Genomic DNA, 16,098 nt, shown 5'->3' with positions numbered 1-16,098 from the left:
TCAGGCTCCCGTGGTGGTCAGTTGGGCGCGCGGGTCGAAGCCGGCCGCGGCCCGGGCCAGCGCCTCGTAGGCCGCGCGCGCGGCGGCGGAGTCGGCCGGCGGCAGCGCGATCTCCAGTTCCAGGTACAGATGGCCGGGTGTCTTGCCCGCGAAGCCGCGCTCCTTGAGCCGCAGCTTGCGGCCGCTGCGCGAGTTCGGCGGCACCGAAACCTCCACCTCGCCGCCGGCCGGCAGCGGCACGCGCACCTGGGCGCCCAGCGCAGCCTCGCTGGGCGTCACGGGCAGGCGCATGGTGAGGTCATGGCCTTCGACGCGCCAGCGCGCATCGGGCGCGATGCGCACCTCCAGGAACAGGTCGCCCGCCGGCTCGCCACCGTGGCCCGGCAGGCCCTGGCCCGCAAGCCGGATGAACTGGCCGGGCCGCACGCCCGCGGGAATGCGCACCTGCAAGGTGCGCTGCACCAGCTGCGGCTCGCCCTGGGCGTCGAGTTCCAGCGCGCGCAGCTGCAGTTGGCGCTCGCCGCCACGGAAGGCCGTGGCCACGTCGATCTCGATCGCGGCATGCTGGTCCTCGCCGCGCATGCGCGGCTGCTGCCGGCCGGCCTGGCGCCGCTGCGCGGCGCCGAACAGCGAGGAGAAGAAGTCGCTGAAGTCGGCGTCGTCGGCCGGCCCGCCGCCGCTGCGGCTGAACTCGAAGCCCTGGTCCCAGCCGGGTGGGGGCGTGAAGCCGGCGCCGCCCGCGCCGGCGTGTTGGCCGCTGGCCACGCGCGCGGCCAGCGCATCGTAGGCGGCACGCTTGTCCTTGTCGCGCAACACGTCGTAGGCCTCGTTGAGCTCGCGCATGCGCTGCTCCGCGTCGGCTTCCTTGCTGACGTCGGGGTGGTACTTGCGGGCGAGCTTGCGGTAGGACTTGCGGACCTCGTCGTCCGTCGCGGTCTTCGGCACGCCCAAGGCACTGTAGTAATCCTTGAATTCCATGGCGCTCTCGTGAAGAAGGTCTGCCGTCAATGTGGGGGCTTCGCGCGCCGAATGCAAGCGGCAGTGGCGGCCATCGGCCGTCGGCCACTGCCTACGCGCGGGCGCCCTGCCCGCCTGCTGCACGCCCGGCGGCGCTGGCCCAGGCTTGCAGTTCACAACGACCGTGCGCCGATCCCGCGTGCGACAGGAGCCCACGATGCACACACCCGACCCCTGCGCCACCGGCGCGGCCTGCGACCTCGCGCTCACGCGCCGCAACCTGTTGCTGGCCAGCGCGGCCAGCGCGGCCGCGACCGGCGCCGGCGCAGCCGAGGCCGCCCCGCCTCCCGCCATCCGCCCCGCCCCCGACCCCATGCCGCTGCACCGCCTCACGCTGACCGTCAACGGCCAGCGCCACACTGTCGAGATCGACACCCGCACCACGCTGCTGGACCTGCTGCGCGAGCAGTTGCACCTGAACGGCAGCAAGAAGGGCTGTGACCACGGCCAGTGCGGCGCCTGCACCGTCATCGCCGACGGCCGACGCATCAATGCCTGCCTGTCGCTCGCCGTGCTGCACGAGGGCGGCAGTGTGACCACGATCGAGGGGCTCGGCCATCCGCAACAGCTGCACCCCATGCAGGCCGCCTTCGTCAAGCACGACGGCTACCAGTGCGGCTACTGCACGCCGGGGCAGATCTGCTCGGCCGTGGCGGTGATCGACGAGGTGCGTGCCGGCATTCCGAGCCACGTCAGCGCCGACCTCAATGCCAAGCCATTGCTCTCGGCCCAGGAGCTGCGCGAACGCATGAGCGGCAACATCTGCCGCTGCGGCGCCTACTCCAACATCGTCGAGGCCATCTCGGAAGTGGCGGGAGGTGCGGCATGAAGGCCTTCACCTTCGAGCGTGCCCGCACGCCGGCCGAGGCCGCCGCCGCCGCGGCGCGCACACCGGGCGCCCGCTTCATCGCAGGCGGCACCAACCTCGTGGACCTCATGAAGCTGCAGATCGAGACGCCGCCCCACCTGGTCGACGTGAACGGCCTGGCGCTGGACCGCATCGAGCCGGCACCGGACGGCGGCCTGCGCATCGGCGCGCTCGTGCGCAACACCGACCTGGCGGCCGATGCACGCGTGCGCAAGGACTACGCCGTGCTCTCGCGCGCCCTGCTGTCCGGCGCCTCGGGCCAGCTGCGCAACAAGGCCACCACGGCCGGCAACCTGCTGCAGCGCACGCGCTGCCCCTACTTCTACGACACCGCCCAGGCCTGCAACAAGCGCAAGCCCGACAGCGGCTGCGCAGCGCTGGACGGCATCAACCGCCAGCACGCCATCGTGGGCACCAGCAGCGCCTGCATCGCCACGCACCCGAGCGACATGGCCGTGGCCATGCGTGTACTCGACGCAACGGTGCAAACCGTGCGGCCCGACGGCGCCACGCGCAGCATCCCGATCGCCGACTTCCACCGCCTGCCCGGCAACACGCCACAGCGCGAGACCGCGCTGGAAGCCGGCGAGCTCATCACGGCCGTGACGCTGCCGCCCCCGGTCGGCGGCCGCCACGAATACCGCAAGGTGCGCGACCGCGCCTCCTACGCCTTCGCGCTGGTCTCGGTGGCCGCCATCGTGCAGCGCGACGGCCGCGGCCGCGTGGCGCTGGGCGGCGTGGCGCACAAGCCCTGGCGCATGGAAGCGGCCGAACCCGTGCTGCCGAACGGCGCCGAAGCCTTCACGGCGCAGCTGCTGGCCGGCGCGCGCACCACCGACCACAACGCCTTCAAGCCCCTGCTGGTCACGCGCGTGCTGTCCGACGTGCTGCAGGAGACCGGGAGAACCACATGAAATTCGACGCCCCCGCCACCACCAACCCGATCGACCAGTTGAAGCTGGTCGGCAAGCCCCTCAACCGCATCGACGGCCCCTTCAAGACCACCGGCACCGCGCCCTACGCCTACGAGCACCACGAGCTGCCCGACACCGCCTATGGCGTGGTCGTGGGCGCCGGCATCGCCAAGGGCCGCATCGCCGCCATGGACACCCGCGCGGCCAGCGCGGCCCCCGGCGTGCTGGCCGTGGTCACGGCGCGCAATGCGGGCAAGCTGGGCAAGGGCAAGATGAACACCGCCAAGCTGCTGGGCGGGCCGCAGATCGACCACTACCACCAGGCCGTGGCGCTGGTGGTGGCGCAGACCTTCGAGCAGGCCCGCGCCGCGGCCGCGCTGGTGCAGGTGCGCTACGAGAGCACCCGCGGCGCCTACGACCTGTCCCGCGCCAAGGATGGGGCCAAGCCACCCGAGCCGAACGAGAACACCGGTCCCGTGGAAACCAGTGTGGGCGATTTCGAGGGCGCCTACGCCGCCGCGCCCGTGCAGCTGGACTGCACCTACACCACGCCCGACCAATCGCACGCGATGATGGAGCCGCACGCCACGCTGGCCGTCTGGAACGACGACGGCGCCCTCACCGTGTGGACCGCCAACCAGATGATCGACTGGGGTGCCAGCGACCTCGCACGCACGCTCGCCATGCCCAAGGACAAGGTGCGGCTGATCTCCACCTTCGTCGGCGGCGGCTTCGGCGGCAAGCTGTTCGTGCGGGCCGATGCCGTGCTGGCCGCGCTCGGTGCGCGCGCCGCCAAACGGCCGGTGAAGGTCGCGCTGCAGCGCCCGCTGATCGCCAACAACACCACGCACCGGCCGGCCACCATCCAGCGCATCCGCCTGGGCGCCGGCAAGGACGGCAAGCTCACGGCCATCGCGCACGAAAGCTGGTCGGGCGACCTGCCCGGCGGCGGCCCCGAGACCGCCGTCAACCAGACCCGGCTGCTCTACGCCGGCGCCCACCGCATGACGGCCATGAAGCTCGCGGTGCTGGACCTGCCCGAGGGCAATGCCATGCGCGCGCCCGGCGAGGCGCCCGGCCTGATGGCGCTGGAAGTGGCCATGGACGAGATGGCCGAGCGGCTGGGCATGGACCCGATTGCGTTCCGCATCCTCAACGACACGCAGGTCGACCCCGAGAAGCCCGAACGGCCGTTCACGCAGCGCCAGCTCACGCGCTGCCTGCAGCTGGGTGCCGAGCGCTTCGGCTGGGCCGCACGCCAGAGCCGGCCCGGCCAGCAGCGCGAGGGCCGCTGGCGCATCGGCCTGGGCGTGGCCGCGGCCTTGCGCAACAACCTGCTGCAGACCTCGGCCGCGCGCGTGCGGCTGGACACCAAGGGCATGCTCACGGTGGACACCGACATGACCGACATCGGCACCGGCAGCTACACCATCATCGCGCAGACCGCGGCCGAGACCCTGGGCCTGCCGCTGGAGCGCGTCACGGTGCGGCTGGGCGACTCGCTGCTGCCCGTGTCCTGCGGTTCGGGTGGGCAATGGGGCGCGGCCAACTCGACGGCCGGCGTCTACGCGGCCTGCATGGCGCTGCGCCGGCAGGTGGCCGAGCGGCTGGGCCTGGACCCGGCACAGGCGCAGTTCGAGAACGGCCAGGTGCGCGTGGGCGAGCGCAGCATGGCGCTCGCGCAGGCCTCGGCCGACCGCGAGCTCGTGGCCGAGGACAAGATCGAGTATCCCAAGGAGTTTTCCGAGAAGGCCCAGCAATCGACCTTCGGCGCGCACTTCGTCGAGGTCGGCGTGGACGTGGCCAGCTGCGAGATCCGCGTGCGCCGCATGCTGGCGGTCTGCGCGGCCGGCCGCATCCTGAACCCCAAGACGGCGCGCAGCCAGGTGATCGGCGCGATGACCATGGGCGTGGGTGCTGCGCTCATGGAAGATCTGGCCGTGGACACGCGCCGCGGCTTCTTCGTGAACCACGACCTGGCCGGCTACGAGGTGCCCGTGCACGCCGACATCCCGCACCAGGAGGTGGTGTTCCTGGACGAGGTCGACCCCATGTCCACGCCGCTCAAGGCCAAGGGCGTGGGCGAGCTGGGCATCTGCGGCGTGGGCGCGGCGGTGGCCAACGCCATCTACAACGCGACCGGCGTGCGCGTGCGCGACTATCCGGTCACGCTGGACAAGCTGCTGGCCCACGTGCCGGTGTAGTGCCGGCACGCCGGCGCGTCACTCGACCTTGACGTTGGCCTCCTTGATGCGCTCCAGCGCCTCGCGCCCCGAGCCCGCCGCCCAGCGGTCGAACTCCGCCGGCGAGCTGGACGCCAGCGCCTCGTTGCCCGTGTCCAGCAGCTTGCGCTGCACCTGCGGGTCGGCCAGCGCGCGGGTCGCGGCGGCGTAGAGCCGCTGGGTCACCTCGGCCGGCAGCTGGGCCGGCCCGAACAGGCCGAACCAGAAGCTGAACTCGAAGCCCGGCAGGCCCTGCGAGGCCAGCGTGGGCAGCCCCGGCACCACGGCCGATGGCTGCTCCGTCGTCACGCCCAGCATCTTCACGGTGCCGGGCCGCCCCAGCGGCAGCACCGAGGCGGCCGTGCCGAAGGACAGCTGCACGTCGCCCGCCGCCACCGCCTGCAAGGCCGGCGCGCCGCCCTTGAACGGGATGTGCACCATCTGCCCGCCCACGGCTTTTTCGAAGCTCAGCGCGGCGATGTGCGGCGAGCCGCCGATGCCCGAGGACGAATAGTTCATCTTGCCCGGCTGCGCGCGCACCTTGGCCACCAGGTCCTGCACGCTGGCGATGCCCAGGTCCTTGTTCACCGCCAGCACCAGGGGCGAGACCGTCAGGCGCGTGATGGGCGTGAAGTCCGTGGACTGGTACTTGACCTTGTACAGGTGCTGGTCGATGCCGTAGAGCGTGGCGGTGGCCAGGCCCAGCGTGTAGCCGTCGGCCGGTGCGCGCCACAGCAGCGAGGAGGCCAGCGTGCTGCCGGCCCCGGGCTTGTTGTCCACCACGATGGACTGGCCCAGCTCCTTGCCCATGGCCTCGGCGACGACGCGCGCAATGAGGTCGGCCGCGCCCGAGGGCGAGTAGCCGACGATGAGCCGGATCGGCCGGTTCGGGTAGGGCTGGGCCAGCGCGGTGCCAGCGGTGGCCGCGAATGCCGCAGCAAGCAGGAGGGTCTTCATCGTGGCTCCCGGGCTCAAAGGCCGGAAAAGCGCGGCGCGCGCTTCTCGAGCCATGCGGCCTGGCCTTCGCGCAGGTCGCTGGAGTCGGCGGCGCGCGCCATGTCGGCGTGCAGCGCGTCCACGTCCAGCCGGCCGCGCGCGATGCGGTTCAGGTGCTGCTTCATGCCGAGCATGGCCAGGGGCGCCATGCCCGCGCAGGTCTGCGTGAGGCGATCCACCGCGGCGGACAGTTCGCCCGGCGCCAGCAGCTGGGTCAGAAAGCCGATCGCGCGCATCTCCTCGGCGCCGATCTTCTCGGCCGTCAGGAACAGGCGCTTGGCGTTGTCCAGGCCCAGCCGGCTCACGTAGCGCTCCAGCCCGCCCTGGTAGAAGTGCAGGCCCAGCCGCGCGGCCGGCATGAACATGTCGATGCCCTGCGCGCCCAGGCGGAAGTCGCAGGCCAGTGCCAGGTCGGTGCCGCCGCCGTAGACGCTGCCATGCAGCACCGCGATGGTCACGGGCCGCGCTTCTTCCAGCGCGTTGACCACGGCCTCGAAGTTCACCTTGCGCGCCGCGCCGATCTGGCCGATGTCGTAGCCGCTGCAGAAGTACCTGCCCAGGCCGCGCAGCTGCAGCACCAGCACCTCGGGCCGCGCGTTCACCGCGTCGATGTGCCCTGCCAGCGCGGCCAGGTCGTCGGGGGTGAGCCGGTTGGCCTGCTCGGGCCGGCGCAGCGTGATGGTGGCCACGGGGCCGGCGCACTGCAGTTCAGGAAGGTCCATGTTCATCGTCCCTGGAAAACGGGGTTGCGTTTTTCCATGAAGGCGCGGCGGCCCTCCTGGTAATCGGCGCTGTCGAAGCAGCGGTCCACCGCGGCCGCCACGGCGCTGTCGTCGGCCGCGCTGTAACGCTCGAACAGGCGCACGGCGGCCTTGGCCGCCTGCACGGTCAGCGGCGCGTTCGCGGCCACGCGGGCCGCGTAGGCGCGTACCGCGGGCTCCAGTTCCTCGGCCGGCAGCAGGTGGTTGACCAGCCCGATGCGCAGCGCCTCGTCGGCCTCGAGCTGGCGCGCGCTGAACAGCAGGTCCTTGGCCGCCGCGGGGCCGACCACGCGCGCCAGCGCGGCCAGGCCTTCGTACTCGTAGCCCAGGCCCAGCCGCGCCGCCGGGATGCCGAAGCGCGAACCAACGCCGGCGAAGCGCAGGTCGGCCGCCAGCGCCAGCGCGAGGCCGCCGCCGATGCAAAAGCCCTGCACCATGGCGATGAGCGGCTTGTCCAGCCCGGCCAGGCCGCGGTGCGCGCGCGATGCGATCTCGGCGTAGCGCAGCTTCTGTTCGGCGTTGGCACGGTGCTGTTCGAACTCGCTGATGTCGGCGCCGGCCGCGAAGGACTGGCCGCCCGCGCCGTGCAGCACCACCACGCGCACCGCTGGGTCGGCCTGCAGGGCCTCGGCCGCCGCGCCCAGGCCCTGCCACATCTCCAGCGACATGGCGTTGCGCCGCTCGGGCTGGTTGATCGTGATCCAGCCCACGCCGTCTTCGGCGCGCGCGAGGATCTTGCTTGTGCCCAACTCGAGCGTCATGCGGCAGCCCCCGTGGCGCGCAGCGCGGCGATGGCGTCCGGCGCATAGCCCAGCTCCGCGAGCAGCGCATCGGTCTGCTCGCCCGGATCGGGCGCGGCATGGTGGAAGCGCTCGGGGTGCGGGAAGGCCGAGAGGTTGATCGGCGAGCGGATCAGTTGCACCTCGCCCAGCACCGGGTGCTGCGCGGGCCGTGTCATGCGCAGGTGCTTGACCTGCGGGTCCTCGAAGGCCTGGCCGATGTCGTAGACCGGGCCGCAGGGCACGCCCGCCGGGTTGAGCCGCTTGACGAGTTCGGCCACGCTGAACTGGCGGGTGACGGCGTTGATCTCGGCGTCGAGCCGGCGGCGGTGCTGCACGCGGCCCACGAATTCGCGGTAGTCGGCGTTGTCGGCCAGGTGCGTGGCCTCCAGGGCGCGGCAGAAGCCGGCCCACATCGCCTGCGTGCTCGCGCAGATGTTGACCTGGCCGTCGCTGGCCTCGAAGGTGCCCATGGGCACCTGGGTCGGGTGGGCGTTGCCCTCCTGCCCGGGCACCTCGCCGTTGACGGTGTAGCGCGCGGCCTGGAAATCGAGCTTGTTGAGCATGCCCTCGATCAGCGAGGTGTGGACCCACTGGCCCTGGCCCGTGCGCTCGCGGTGCAGCAGGGCGAGCAGGATGCCCTGGCCCAGGAACATGCCGGCCGTGGTGTCGGAGATCGCGATGCCGGCACGCACCGGGCCGCGGCCGGGCTCGCCCGTCACCGAACTCAGGCCCGACATGCCCTGCACGATCTGGTCCACGCCGGGCCGCCCGGCATAGGGGCCGTCCTGGCCGAAGCCCGAGATGCTGGCCAGGATGATGCGCGGGTTGCGCGCGCGCAGCTGTTCGTAGTTCAGGCCCAGGCGGTCCTTGACGACGGAGCGGAAGTTCTCCACCACCACGTCGCTGCGCGCGATGAGCCGGTCCAGGATCGCCGCGCCCTCGGGCGTCTTGAGGTCCACGCACAGGCTGCGCTTGTTGCGGTGCAGGTTCTGCTCGTCCGAGCCGCGGCGCCGGCCCGTCACGGAGCCACGGTCCTTGGGCGGCGGCGCCTCCAGGCGCGTGACGTCGGCGCCCCAGTCGGCCAGCAGACGCACGGCCGTGGGGCCGGCGCGCGCGATCGTGAGGTCCAGCACCCGGTAGCCCGAGAGCGGCAGCGAGGAAGCGGTGGTGTTCATGGTTCTTTCTGGGTGGTTCAACGGTTGGGGCCTGCCGTGGCCCAGAGTTCGCGGAAGGCGCGCCGCGGGTCGTCCACGGCACGGGTCTGGGAGGCTGGCCCGTCGAACACCAGCGTGCTGCGCCGCGCCAGCGTGAAGGCCGGCCAGGCGGGCGTGCGTGCGTTGTTTGGATCGCCCGTGGCAGCAAAGGCAAGCCAGGCGCTCGCCAGCTGGTCGGCCAGCGCCAGGTTCTCGGCGCTGGGGCCGTTCAGGCCCATGCGGATGTCGTGCAGGCTGGGGCCGATGTCCACGCCGTGCGGCGCGCCGTAGCGGCCGCCGTAGGCCGGGCTGGGGGTCTTCCAGAGATAGGTCCAGACCGGGGCACCGCCCTTGTCCGCGTGCTGTGCCGCCTTGCGCTCGGCCTGCAGCTGGGCGCCCAGGCGGAAGGTGGTGTCGGTGTCGATGCGCGCCTGCAGCACGAAGGGCGTGGCGCGCGGGTCTTCTTCTCGGTACATGGCGACCAGCGCGGCCGCGTCCAGGCCCGGGCGCCCGGCCAGCTTGCCTTCGGCGAACTTGCGCAGGCCGGCCTCGTCGAGGTCGAAGTTGACCTGGCGGTAGGCGCGCTCGTCCAGCGTGGTGCTGATCAGCATGGGCACGCCGGCCGAGATGGCCGGTGCGTCCGGGTCGAAGGGGTGGCGCGCGATGGCCACGCCGTCCACCACGGGCGCGAAGGCGCGCGGCGCCTCGCCCTGCTGGCGGTCGGCACGCTCGAAGGCCAGCTGCACGGCCAGCAGCTGCGCCATGGGCAGCTGGAGCAGTTTGTCCAGCGCGCCGCTCTGGATCTCCAGCGCGGCCAGGAAGCGCCCGGCGATGTCGTGCGCGGTGGCCTGCGGCATGGCGCGCAGGCCCGAACCGCTCATCACGCCGGCGCGGTGGAACAGGCCCTGGGCCGAGGGCATGGCCATCAAGGTGCTGGTCTTGAGCCCGCCGCCCGACTGGCCGAACACCAGCACGCGGGCCGGATCACCGCCGAAGGCCTCCGCGTTCTCGCGCAGCCAACGCAGGCCGGCGACGATGTCCAACATGCCCACGGCCCCGGACTGCGCGTAGCGCTCGCCGCCATGGCCGGCCAGGTTCAGGTAGCCGAAGGCGCCGAGCCGGTGGTTCAGCGTGACGAAGACCGCGTCGCCGAAGCGCGCCATCATCTCGCCGTCGAACTGCGGCGAGTTGCCCGAGCCGGCGTAGTGGCCGCCGCCGTGCAGGTGCACGAGCACCGGGCGCTTGGCGGCCTTGTCGGGCGACGGGGTCCACAGGTTCAGCACCAGGCAGTCCTCGCCCATGCCGCCGGGCTGCAGGTCGTAGGCGATCAGGTCGGCGTAGGCGCGGCGGCGGTCCGCCGGCATCTGCGGCGCGTGGTTGCCGTAGGCCGTGGCATCGCGCACGCCCGTCCACGGCGCCACGGGCTGCGGCGGCTGGAAGCGGTTGGCGCCCGCCGTGTCGGCGCCGTAGCGCAGGCCCTTGAACACGTGGATGCCGCCGGACTTCAGGCCGCGCACCTTGCCTTGCGCGGTCTCGACGACGGAGAAGACGGGGTCTTCGTTCATGGCGCGTACGCCTCCCGCGAACAGGCCGCCCGCGGCGGCCGCTGCGCCGAGCCAGCGGCGGCGCGACAGTTCTTGCATGGTGTTCCTTTCACGCCAGCACGGCCACACCGGCCGGATCGATGGACAGCAGCGACTCGTGGCCCAGCTCCAGCACATGGCCGGGCGCGGCATGCACCTTGAGCGGCGCGCCGCCGGCCAGCGGCCGCACCAGGTAGTCCCAGTACCCGCCCAGGTAGGTGCGCGCGACCACGGCCACCTGGCCCAGGGCCAGCAGGCTGCCGCCCGCCGCGCCCAGGCTCAGCGACTGCGGCCGGATCGACACCTGGGCCTGCGCCTGGTCGTTGCCCGCCACGGGGACAGCGCCGGACAGGCCGGGCAGCTGAAAGCGCCCTGCCCGCAGTTCGCCCTGCACCAGGTTGGTCTGGCCGATGAAGCCGGCCACGAAGGGCGTGCGCGGGCGGTTGTAGAGGTTCCAGGGCGTGTCGATCTGCTCCAGGCGGCCCAGGTTCAGCACCGCGATGCGGTCGGAGATCGTCATGGCCTCGGCCTGGTCGTGCGTGACGTAGACCGTGGTGAAGCGGAACTCGTCGTGCAGGCGGCGGATCTCGCCGGCCATCTCTTCGCGCAGGTTGGCGTCCAGGTTGGACAGCGGCTCGTCGAGCAGCAGCACCTCGGGTCGCACCACCATGGCGCGGGCCAGCGCCACGCGCTGCTGCTGGCCGCCCGAGAGCTCGGCCGGGTAGCGCTGCGCCAGGTGGCCGAGCTTGACCACGTCCAGCATCTCGCCGACGCGGCGCTTGACCTCCTCGGCCGGCGCCTTGCGCACCGCGAGGCCGAAGGCCACGTTCTCGGCCACGGTCATGTTGGGCCAGATCGCGTAGCTCTGGAAGATCATGGACATGCCGCGGTGCTCGGGCGGCACGGTGCGCCTGGCGCCCGAGATCTCGCGGCCATCCACCGCGATGGCGCCTTCGCTGAGTTCGACGAAGCCCGCCACCATGCGCAGCGTGGTGGTCTTGCCGCAGCCCGAGGGGCCCAGCAGGGTCACGAGTTCGCCCTGGCGCAGCTGCAGGCTCAGGTCGTCGACCACGGCGGTGCTGCCGTAGCGCTTGCTCACGTGGGAGAGTTCGAGTTTCGACATGGTGTTCCTTCTTAGGAGCGGCGCAACATGAAGTCGCGGCCCGCGATGCGCATGCCCAGGCCGACGACGGCCGTCACGATGACGACGAGCACCACGCCCATGGCCGCGAGCACCTCGTAGTTGCCCTGTTCGCTCAGGTCCAGCGTGAGCACCGAGACCACGCGCGAGGCCGGCCCGGTCAGGAACACGGCGGTCGAGAGCTCCTTGGTGCAGATCACGAAGACCAGGATGAACACGCCGGCCAGCGGCTTGGACAGCAGCGGCACGACGATGCGGCGCAGCACCGTGAGCCGGCCGGCGCCCAGGATGCGGCCGGCCTCCTCCAGCTCCGGGTTCAGCGAGCGGATCGAGGCGCCGCTGGCGACCACGGCGATCGGCAGGAAGCGCGTGGTGAACGCGATCACGATCAACAAGCCCGTGCCGTACAACGAGAACGGCGGGCCTGCGTAGGCCGCGTACAGGCCGATGGCCAGCACCAGGCCCGGCACCGCGACCGGCGCCAGCGCCAGGAACTGCAGCAGGTTGGGGAACGGCGTGATGCGGCGCTGCGTGGCGTAGGCCACGCACAGTCCCATGCCCACGCAGACCAGGGCGGTCGCGCCCGAGTACAGCACCGTGTTGAGCAGCGCCGAGCGCACCGTCAGCTGCTCGAAGAAGATGGCGTGGAAGTTGGCCAGCGTGAAGTTGCCGGCCACGACGCCGCGGCCCCAGGCCTTGGACACCGAGGCCAGCAGCAGGATGGCGAGCGGCAGCAGCACCGAGAGCAGGCCCACTAGCGCGGCATAGGCCGCGAGCGGCCACTTCCACCAACCGATGTCGAAGGGCCGGCGCTCGCCGCCCTTGCCCGAGACCGAGACGAAGCCCTTCTTCGCGAGCAGGCGGCGCTGCAGCACCAGCATGGCAACCGTCAGCGCGAGGATGGGCATGGAGAAGGCGGCGGCCTGCTCCACGCGCAGCGGGTACTCGAAGAACGAGACGATCTGCGTGGTCGCCAGGTTCAGCCCCGCGGGAATCGCGATAAGCGCCGGCGTGCCGTACAGCGCGATGGTCTCCAGGAAGATCAGGATGCCGGCGCCGACGATGGAGGGCAGCACCAGCGGCAGCGTCACGCGCGCCAGCGTGTGGAACTTGCCGGCGCCGTGGATGGACGCCGCGTCCTCCAGCTCGGTGGAGACCAGGTCCAGCGCCGACTTGGTGAACACGTAGACCAGCGGATAGGTGTACAGCGCGATGACGAAGGCCAGGCCCCAGAAGCTGAAGATGTTGAGCGGCCCGACCTCCATGCCGGACAGCGCGACCCAGGCCCGGTTGAGCCAGCCCGCGTTGGGCCCGGCCAGCAGGATCCAGGCGATGGCGCCCATGAAGTTGGGCATCACGAACGCGGCCAGCACCCCCAGGTGCGTGAGCCCGCGCCCCGGCATGTTGGTGCGCGAGACGGCCAGTGCCAGCGGCACGCCCAGCAGCGCGGCCAGGCCCGTGACGGCCACGCCCAGGTAGAGCGAGTTGAGCAGCGCCTGCAGGTGCCGGCTGCGGCCCAGCGCCGCCGCGTAGCTGGCCAGCGAGAAGCCGCCGTCGGCCCCGCGCAGGCTCTCGGCCACGAGCCGCAGGATGGGGTTGGCGACCAGCAGCACGAGCAGCGCGATGAGCGCGCCGAACAGCCACAGCGAAGGGTCGGCCCAGCGGCTCGGTGCGGCGCGCGGGCGGGCCTGCGCATCCAGGGCGAGTTCAGACACCGAATGCGTCCTTCCAGAGTTCGACCACGGCCGGCAGGTCGTCGCGCATCTGCTTCGGCGTGGGCGCCAGCGTTTTGGTCGAGCCCATGGCGGGCAAGCCACCGGGCGGCTGCAGGCCCGTGCGCAGCGGGATGCCGAACTCGGCGCGGCCCAGCTCCACCACGTCGTCGCTGCCGATCAGCCATTCCATGAACAGCCGGCTGGCGTTCGGGCGCTTCGAGCTGGCCATCACGGCCGAGGGCGAGACCACCATGACCAGCCCCTCCTTGGGCACGGCCCAGCCGACCGGGTTGCCACGGTCGGCGGTGCGCGCGGCCAGCGTGATCGGGCCGGCCGAGATCGAGCGCTCGCCGGAGTTCACGGTGGTCACCGTGTCGATCGTCGAGCGGCCGACCTGCACCTTGTTGTCGGCCAGCTTCTTGAACCAGGCGTCGCCGTAGAGCCGGCGCATCTCCAGGCTCCAGGCCCCGGCGGCGCCGCTGAAACCCGGGTGCGCGACCGAGGCCAGGCCGCGCCACTTGGGGTCCAGCAGGTCGTTCCAGCTGCTCGGCACATCGGCGCCCTGCACCTTCTGCTTGTTGTAGACCAGGCCCATGGGAAAGGCGCTGGTCACGTGGTAGGTGCCGTCCGGGTCCAGGTTCTGCAGATGCCGGTCGAGCTGGGCCGCCGAGGGCGGCGTGTAGGGCAGCAACAGCTTGCGCGCCTTGAGGTCCAGGAAGTGCGCGAGGTCGGTCGAGGAGAACACGTCGCAGGCCGGCGTGCCGGCCTTGATGTCCTGGTTCAGCCGCTGGTAGGCCACCTGCGCCGTGGTGCGCACCACGTTCACGCGGATGCCGGGGTAGCGCTCGCTGAAGCGCCGGCCCATGGTCTCGGCCAGTTCTGAGGGATACGGCACGACGTACCAGGTCAGTTCGCCCTCATTTTTGGCTGCGGCGTGGAGCGCATCCAGCGGCTGGGCGTCCACCAGAGCGGGTGTGAGGGCCGGCGCGGCCAGCGTGGCAGCCAGGGCGCCGAAACGGCGGCGGGTGAGGGCCATGGGCATGTCTCCATCGTTCGTTGTCGTCGCAAAAGTGTACGGACAACCACCGAAAGAATCCATATAGCGTTTATCCGTATTCTTATAAAACGGTTGCCGGAACACATTCACACCCATGCAAAGCACCGCCATCCACATCCACCGCCACGGCGACCCCAGCGTCCTCGAGCGCGTACAGGTCGACGTGCCGCCGCCGGCCACCGGTGAGGTCCGCATCCGCCAGAGCGCGATCGGGCTGAACTTCGCCGACATCTACCAACGCAAGGGCGCGCACGGCCCGCACGCGCCCACGCCGTTCCCGGTCACGCTGGGCGCCCAGGGCGCGGGCGTGGTCGAGGCGCTCGGCGCAGGCGTCACGCAATGGCGCGTGGGCCAGTCCGTGGCCTACTTCCACCCCGGCGCCTACCAGGCCGTGCGCAACGTGCCGGCCGCGCGCGTGCTGGCGCTGCCGGCCGGCATCCCCGAGGAGCAGGCCGGCGCCAACCTGCTGCGCGGGCTCACGGCCGAATACCTGCTGCGCCGGCTCTACGTGGTGAAGCCCGGCGACGCGGTGCTCGTGCACGCGGCCGCGGGCGGCATGGGTGTGCTGCTGTCGCAATGGGCACGCGCGCTGGGCGCCACCGTGATCGGCACGGTCGGCTCGCCCGCCAAAGCCGAGGTGGCACTGGCCCATGGCTGCCACCACGTGATCGACTACCGGCGTGAGGACTTCGCGACGCGCACGCTCGCGCTGACGGGCGGCGAAGGCGTGGCCGTGGTCTACGACGCGGTCGGCAAGGACGTCTTCGTGCCCTCGCTGGCCTGCCTGCGCACGCTGGGCATGGCCATCAACTACGGCACGGCCTCGGGCGACGTGGAGGGCCTGGATCTGCAGCTGCTGCACGCCAAATCGCTGAGCGTGTGCCGGCCCACGCTGCGCAGCTTCATCGCGGACCCGGCCGACCTGCAGCGCTCGGCGGCGGCCTTCTTCGCGGCCGTCGCCGATGGCCAAGTGCGGCTGGAGGTGGGCAGCCGCTATGCGCTGGCCGATGTGCAGCAGGCGCACCGCGACCTGGAGGGCCGGGCGACCACGGGCGCGCCGGTGCTGGTGCCATGATGAAGCTCTTCCACGGCTGGCTGTCCAGCGCCTCGCGCCGCGTGCGCCTGTGCCTGGCCGAGAAAGGCATGGCCTATGAGAGCGTGGCCATCGACATGGGCCGCCAGGAGCACCATTCGCCCGCGTTCCTGGCCATGAACCCGAACGGCGTGGTGCCCGCGCTGATGCTGGCGCCCGGCCGCTTCCTGCACGAGAGCTCGACCATCTGCGAGTACCTGGACGAGATCCAGCCCACCCCGCCGCTGCGGCCCGAGGACCCGTACGAACGCGCCGTGATGCGCAACTTCGTGCGCTGGACCGACGAGCACTGCCTGCCGCACCTGCTCATCCTGAACTGGAGCCTGGCGCTGCAGCCCACGGCCAGCCAGTGGAGCGACGACGAACTGCAGGCCAAGCTCGCGCGCATCCCGACGGCGGAGCGGCGCGAGGCCTGGCTGCGCATCGCCCGGCGGCCCTACACGGAGGAAGAAAAGACCGCCGCCTTGGACAAGCTGCTGCGCCTGCCGGCCCGCATGGAGGACATGCTGGCCGACGGCCCCTGGCTGGTCGGCGGCCGCTACTCGCTGGCCGACATCGCGGCCGCGCCCTTCATCGCCCGGCTCGCGGAACTGGCACCGCAGGCGCTGGCGGCCGGCACGCATCCGCGCGTGCAGGCCTGGTGGCAGGCCATGCGGCAGCGGCCGGCCTTCGCCGCCGCCCGGCTCGAACGCTTCGACGCGGTGCTCGCGGCCCGCGCCGCGGCCTGAACGCGCCCCCTTAAGATGCCGGCCAGGA

Annotated in this window: 14 protein-coding genes; 5 read left to right on the top strand and 9 right to left on the bottom strand. The window is 71.9% G+C overall.

The annotated features are described in order from the left end of the window. Positions 1-978 (bottom strand): DnaJ C-terminal domain-containing protein, encoded by a 978-nt coding sequence (locus ASF45_RS13155; RefSeq protein WP_056662658.1) that lies wholly within the window; start codon positions 976-978, stop codon positions 1-3. 196 nt (positions 979-1,174) lie between these two features. On the opposite strand from ASF45_RS13155, the gene paoA reads away from it, so the two are divergent. From paoA to paoC, 3 genes are read left to right on the top strand one after another with little or no spacing between them, the layout of a single operon-like run. Continuing rightward, positions 1,175-1,846 (top strand): aldehyde dehydrogenase iron-sulfur subunit PaoA, encoded by a 672-nt coding sequence (gene paoA, locus ASF45_RS13150; RefSeq protein ID WP_056662653.1) that lies wholly within the window; start codon positions 1,175-1,177, stop codon positions 1,844-1,846. Then, positions 1,843-2,799: a xanthine dehydrogenase family protein subunit M gene (locus ASF45_RS13145; RefSeq protein WP_056662651.1), complete on the top strand. Its 957-nt coding sequence runs from the start codon at positions 1,843-1,845 to the stop codon at positions 2,797-2,799. Before paoA ends, ASF45_RS13145 begins: the two co-directional genes overlap by 4 nt. Beyond that, positions 2,796-5,003 (top strand): aldehyde oxidoreductase molybdenum-binding subunit PaoC, encoded by a 2,208-nt coding sequence (gene paoC / locus ASF45_RS13140; protein ID WP_056662647.1) that lies wholly within the window; start codon positions 2,796-2,798, stop codon positions 5,001-5,003. Before ASF45_RS13145 ends, paoC begins: the two co-directional genes overlap by 4 nt. Positions 5,004-5,021: 18 nt before the next feature. Here paoC and ASF45_RS13135 read toward each other — a convergent pair whose 3' ends face one another. From ASF45_RS13135 to ASF45_RS13100, 8 genes are read right to left on the bottom strand one after another with little or no spacing between them, the layout of a single operon-like run. After that, positions 5,022-5,978, bottom strand: a complete 957-nt coding sequence (locus ASF45_RS13135; RefSeq protein WP_056662645.1) for a tripartite tricarboxylate transporter substrate binding protein — start codon at positions 5,976-5,978, stop codon at positions 5,022-5,024. Positions 5,979-5,992: 14 nt separating this feature from the next. Further along, positions 5,993-6,739 (bottom strand): enoyl-CoA hydratase/isomerase family protein, encoded by a 747-nt coding sequence (locus ASF45_RS13130; RefSeq protein WP_369802124.1) that lies wholly within the window; start codon positions 6,737-6,739, stop codon positions 5,993-5,995. Positions 6,740-6,741: 2 nt separating this feature from the next. Next, positions 6,742-7,539 carry an enoyl-CoA hydratase gene (locus tag ASF45_RS13125; protein WP_056662639.1) on the bottom strand — a complete coding sequence of 266 codons (798 nt, stop codon included), beginning with the start codon at positions 7,537-7,539 and terminating at the stop codon, positions 6,742-6,744. Next, positions 7,536-8,735 carry a CaiB/BaiF CoA-transferase family protein gene (locus ASF45_RS13120; protein WP_056662636.1) on the bottom strand — a complete coding sequence of 400 codons (1,200 nt, stop codon included), beginning with the start codon at positions 8,733-8,735 and terminating at the stop codon, positions 7,536-7,538. The genes ASF45_RS13125 and ASF45_RS13120 overlap by 4 nt, the downstream gene beginning before the upstream one ends. Before the next feature lie 17 nt (positions 8,736-8,752). Beyond that, a complete protein-coding gene (locus tag ASF45_RS13115; RefSeq protein ID WP_056662633.1) occupies positions 8,753-10,396 on the bottom strand; it encodes a carboxylesterase/lipase family protein in 1,644 nt (547 codons plus the stop codon). Between the two features lie 10 nt (positions 10,397-10,406). Beyond that, positions 10,407-11,459 carry an ABC transporter ATP-binding protein gene (locus ASF45_RS13110; protein ID WP_056662630.1) on the bottom strand — a complete coding sequence of 351 codons (1,053 nt, stop codon included), beginning with the start codon at positions 11,457-11,459 and terminating at the stop codon, positions 10,407-10,409. An 11-nt stretch (positions 11,460-11,470) separates the two neighbouring features. After that, complete coding sequence (locus ASF45_RS13105) at positions 11,471-13,192, bottom strand: iron ABC transporter permease (RefSeq protein WP_056662627.1); 1,722 nt, start codon at positions 13,190-13,192, stop codon at positions 11,471-11,473. Beyond that, positions 13,185-14,228: an ABC transporter substrate-binding protein gene (locus ASF45_RS13100; RefSeq protein ID WP_056662626.1), complete on the bottom strand. Its 1,044-nt coding sequence runs from the start codon at positions 14,226-14,228 to the stop codon at positions 13,185-13,187. Before ASF45_RS13100 ends, ASF45_RS13105 begins: the two co-directional genes overlap by 8 nt. 115 nt (positions 14,229-14,343) lie before the next feature. On the opposite strand from ASF45_RS13100, the gene ASF45_RS13095 reads away from it, so the two are divergent. Both ASF45_RS13095 and ASF45_RS13090 read left to right on the top strand, forming a co-directional pair. Next, complete coding sequence (locus ASF45_RS13095) at positions 14,344-15,324, top strand: quinone oxidoreductase (RefSeq protein WP_056662623.1); 981 nt, start codon at positions 14,344-14,346, stop codon at positions 15,322-15,324. After that, a complete protein-coding gene (locus tag ASF45_RS13090; RefSeq protein WP_235580903.1) occupies positions 15,321-16,070 on the top strand; it encodes a glutathione S-transferase family protein in 750 nt (249 codons plus the stop codon). Before ASF45_RS13095 ends, ASF45_RS13090 begins: the two co-directional genes overlap by 4 nt. Positions 16,071-16,098: the final 28 nt, after the last annotated feature.

The sequence above is a fragment of the Pseudorhodoferax sp. Leaf265 genome, from assembly GCF_001422365.1.
In the GTDB taxonomy this organism is placed as follows: Bacteria; Pseudomonadota; Gammaproteobacteria; order Burkholderiales; family Burkholderiaceae_C; genus Pseudorhodoferax.
The sequence above is the reverse complement of the archived record's forward strand: the minus strand, read 5'-3'. Positions and strand labels throughout refer to the sequence as shown.

What these genes read in the sequence shown, in the direction of transcription:
- ASF45_RS13155 (WP_056662658.1), bottom strand. Translation starts at nt 978, where the DNA reads ATGGAATTCAAGGATTACTACAGTGCCTTGGGCGTGCCGAAGACCGCG.
- paoA (WP_056662653.1), top strand. Translation starts at nt 1,175, where the DNA reads ATGCACACACCCGACCCCTGCGCCACCGGCGCGGCCTGCGACCTCGCG.
- ASF45_RS13145 (WP_056662651.1), top strand. Translation starts at nt 1,843, where the DNA reads ATGAAGGCCTTCACCTTCGAGCGTGCCCGCACGCCGGCCGAGGCCGCC.
- paoC (WP_056662647.1), top strand. Translation starts at nt 2,796, where the DNA reads ATGAAATTCGACGCCCCCGCCACCACCAACCCGATCGACCAGTTGAAG.
- ASF45_RS13135 (WP_056662645.1), bottom strand. Translation starts at nt 5,978, where the DNA reads ATGAAGACCCTCCTGCTTGCTGCGGCATTCGCGGCCACCGCTGGCACC.
- ASF45_RS13130 (WP_369802124.1), bottom strand. Translation starts at nt 6,739, where the DNA reads ATGGACCTTCCTGAACTGCAGTGCGCCGGCCCCGTGGCCACCATCACG.
- ASF45_RS13125 (WP_056662639.1), bottom strand. Translation starts at nt 7,539, where the DNA reads ATGACGCTCGAGTTGGGCACAAGCAAGATCCTCGCGCGCGCCGAAGAC.
- ASF45_RS13120 (WP_056662636.1), bottom strand. Translation starts at nt 8,735, where the DNA reads ATGAACACCACCGCTTCCTCGCTGCCGCTCTCGGGCTACCGGGTGCTG.
- ASF45_RS13115 (WP_056662633.1), bottom strand. Translation starts at nt 10,396, where the DNA reads ATGCAAGAACTGTCGCGCCGCCGCTGGCTCGGCGCAGCGGCCGCCGCG.
- ASF45_RS13110 (WP_056662630.1), bottom strand. Translation starts at nt 11,459, where the DNA reads ATGTCGAAACTCGAACTCTCCCACGTGAGCAAGCGCTACGGCAGCACC.
- ASF45_RS13100 (WP_056662626.1), bottom strand. Translation starts at nt 14,228, where the DNA reads ATGGCCCTCACCCGCCGCCGTTTCGGCGCCCTGGCTGCCACGCTGGCC.
- ASF45_RS13095 (WP_056662623.1), top strand. Translation starts at nt 14,344, where the DNA reads ATGCAAAGCACCGCCATCCACATCCACCGCCACGGCGACCCCAGCGTC.
- ASF45_RS13090 (WP_235580903.1), top strand. Translation starts at nt 15,321, where the DNA reads ATGATGAAGCTCTTCCACGGCTGGCTGTCCAGCGCCTCGCGCCGCGTG.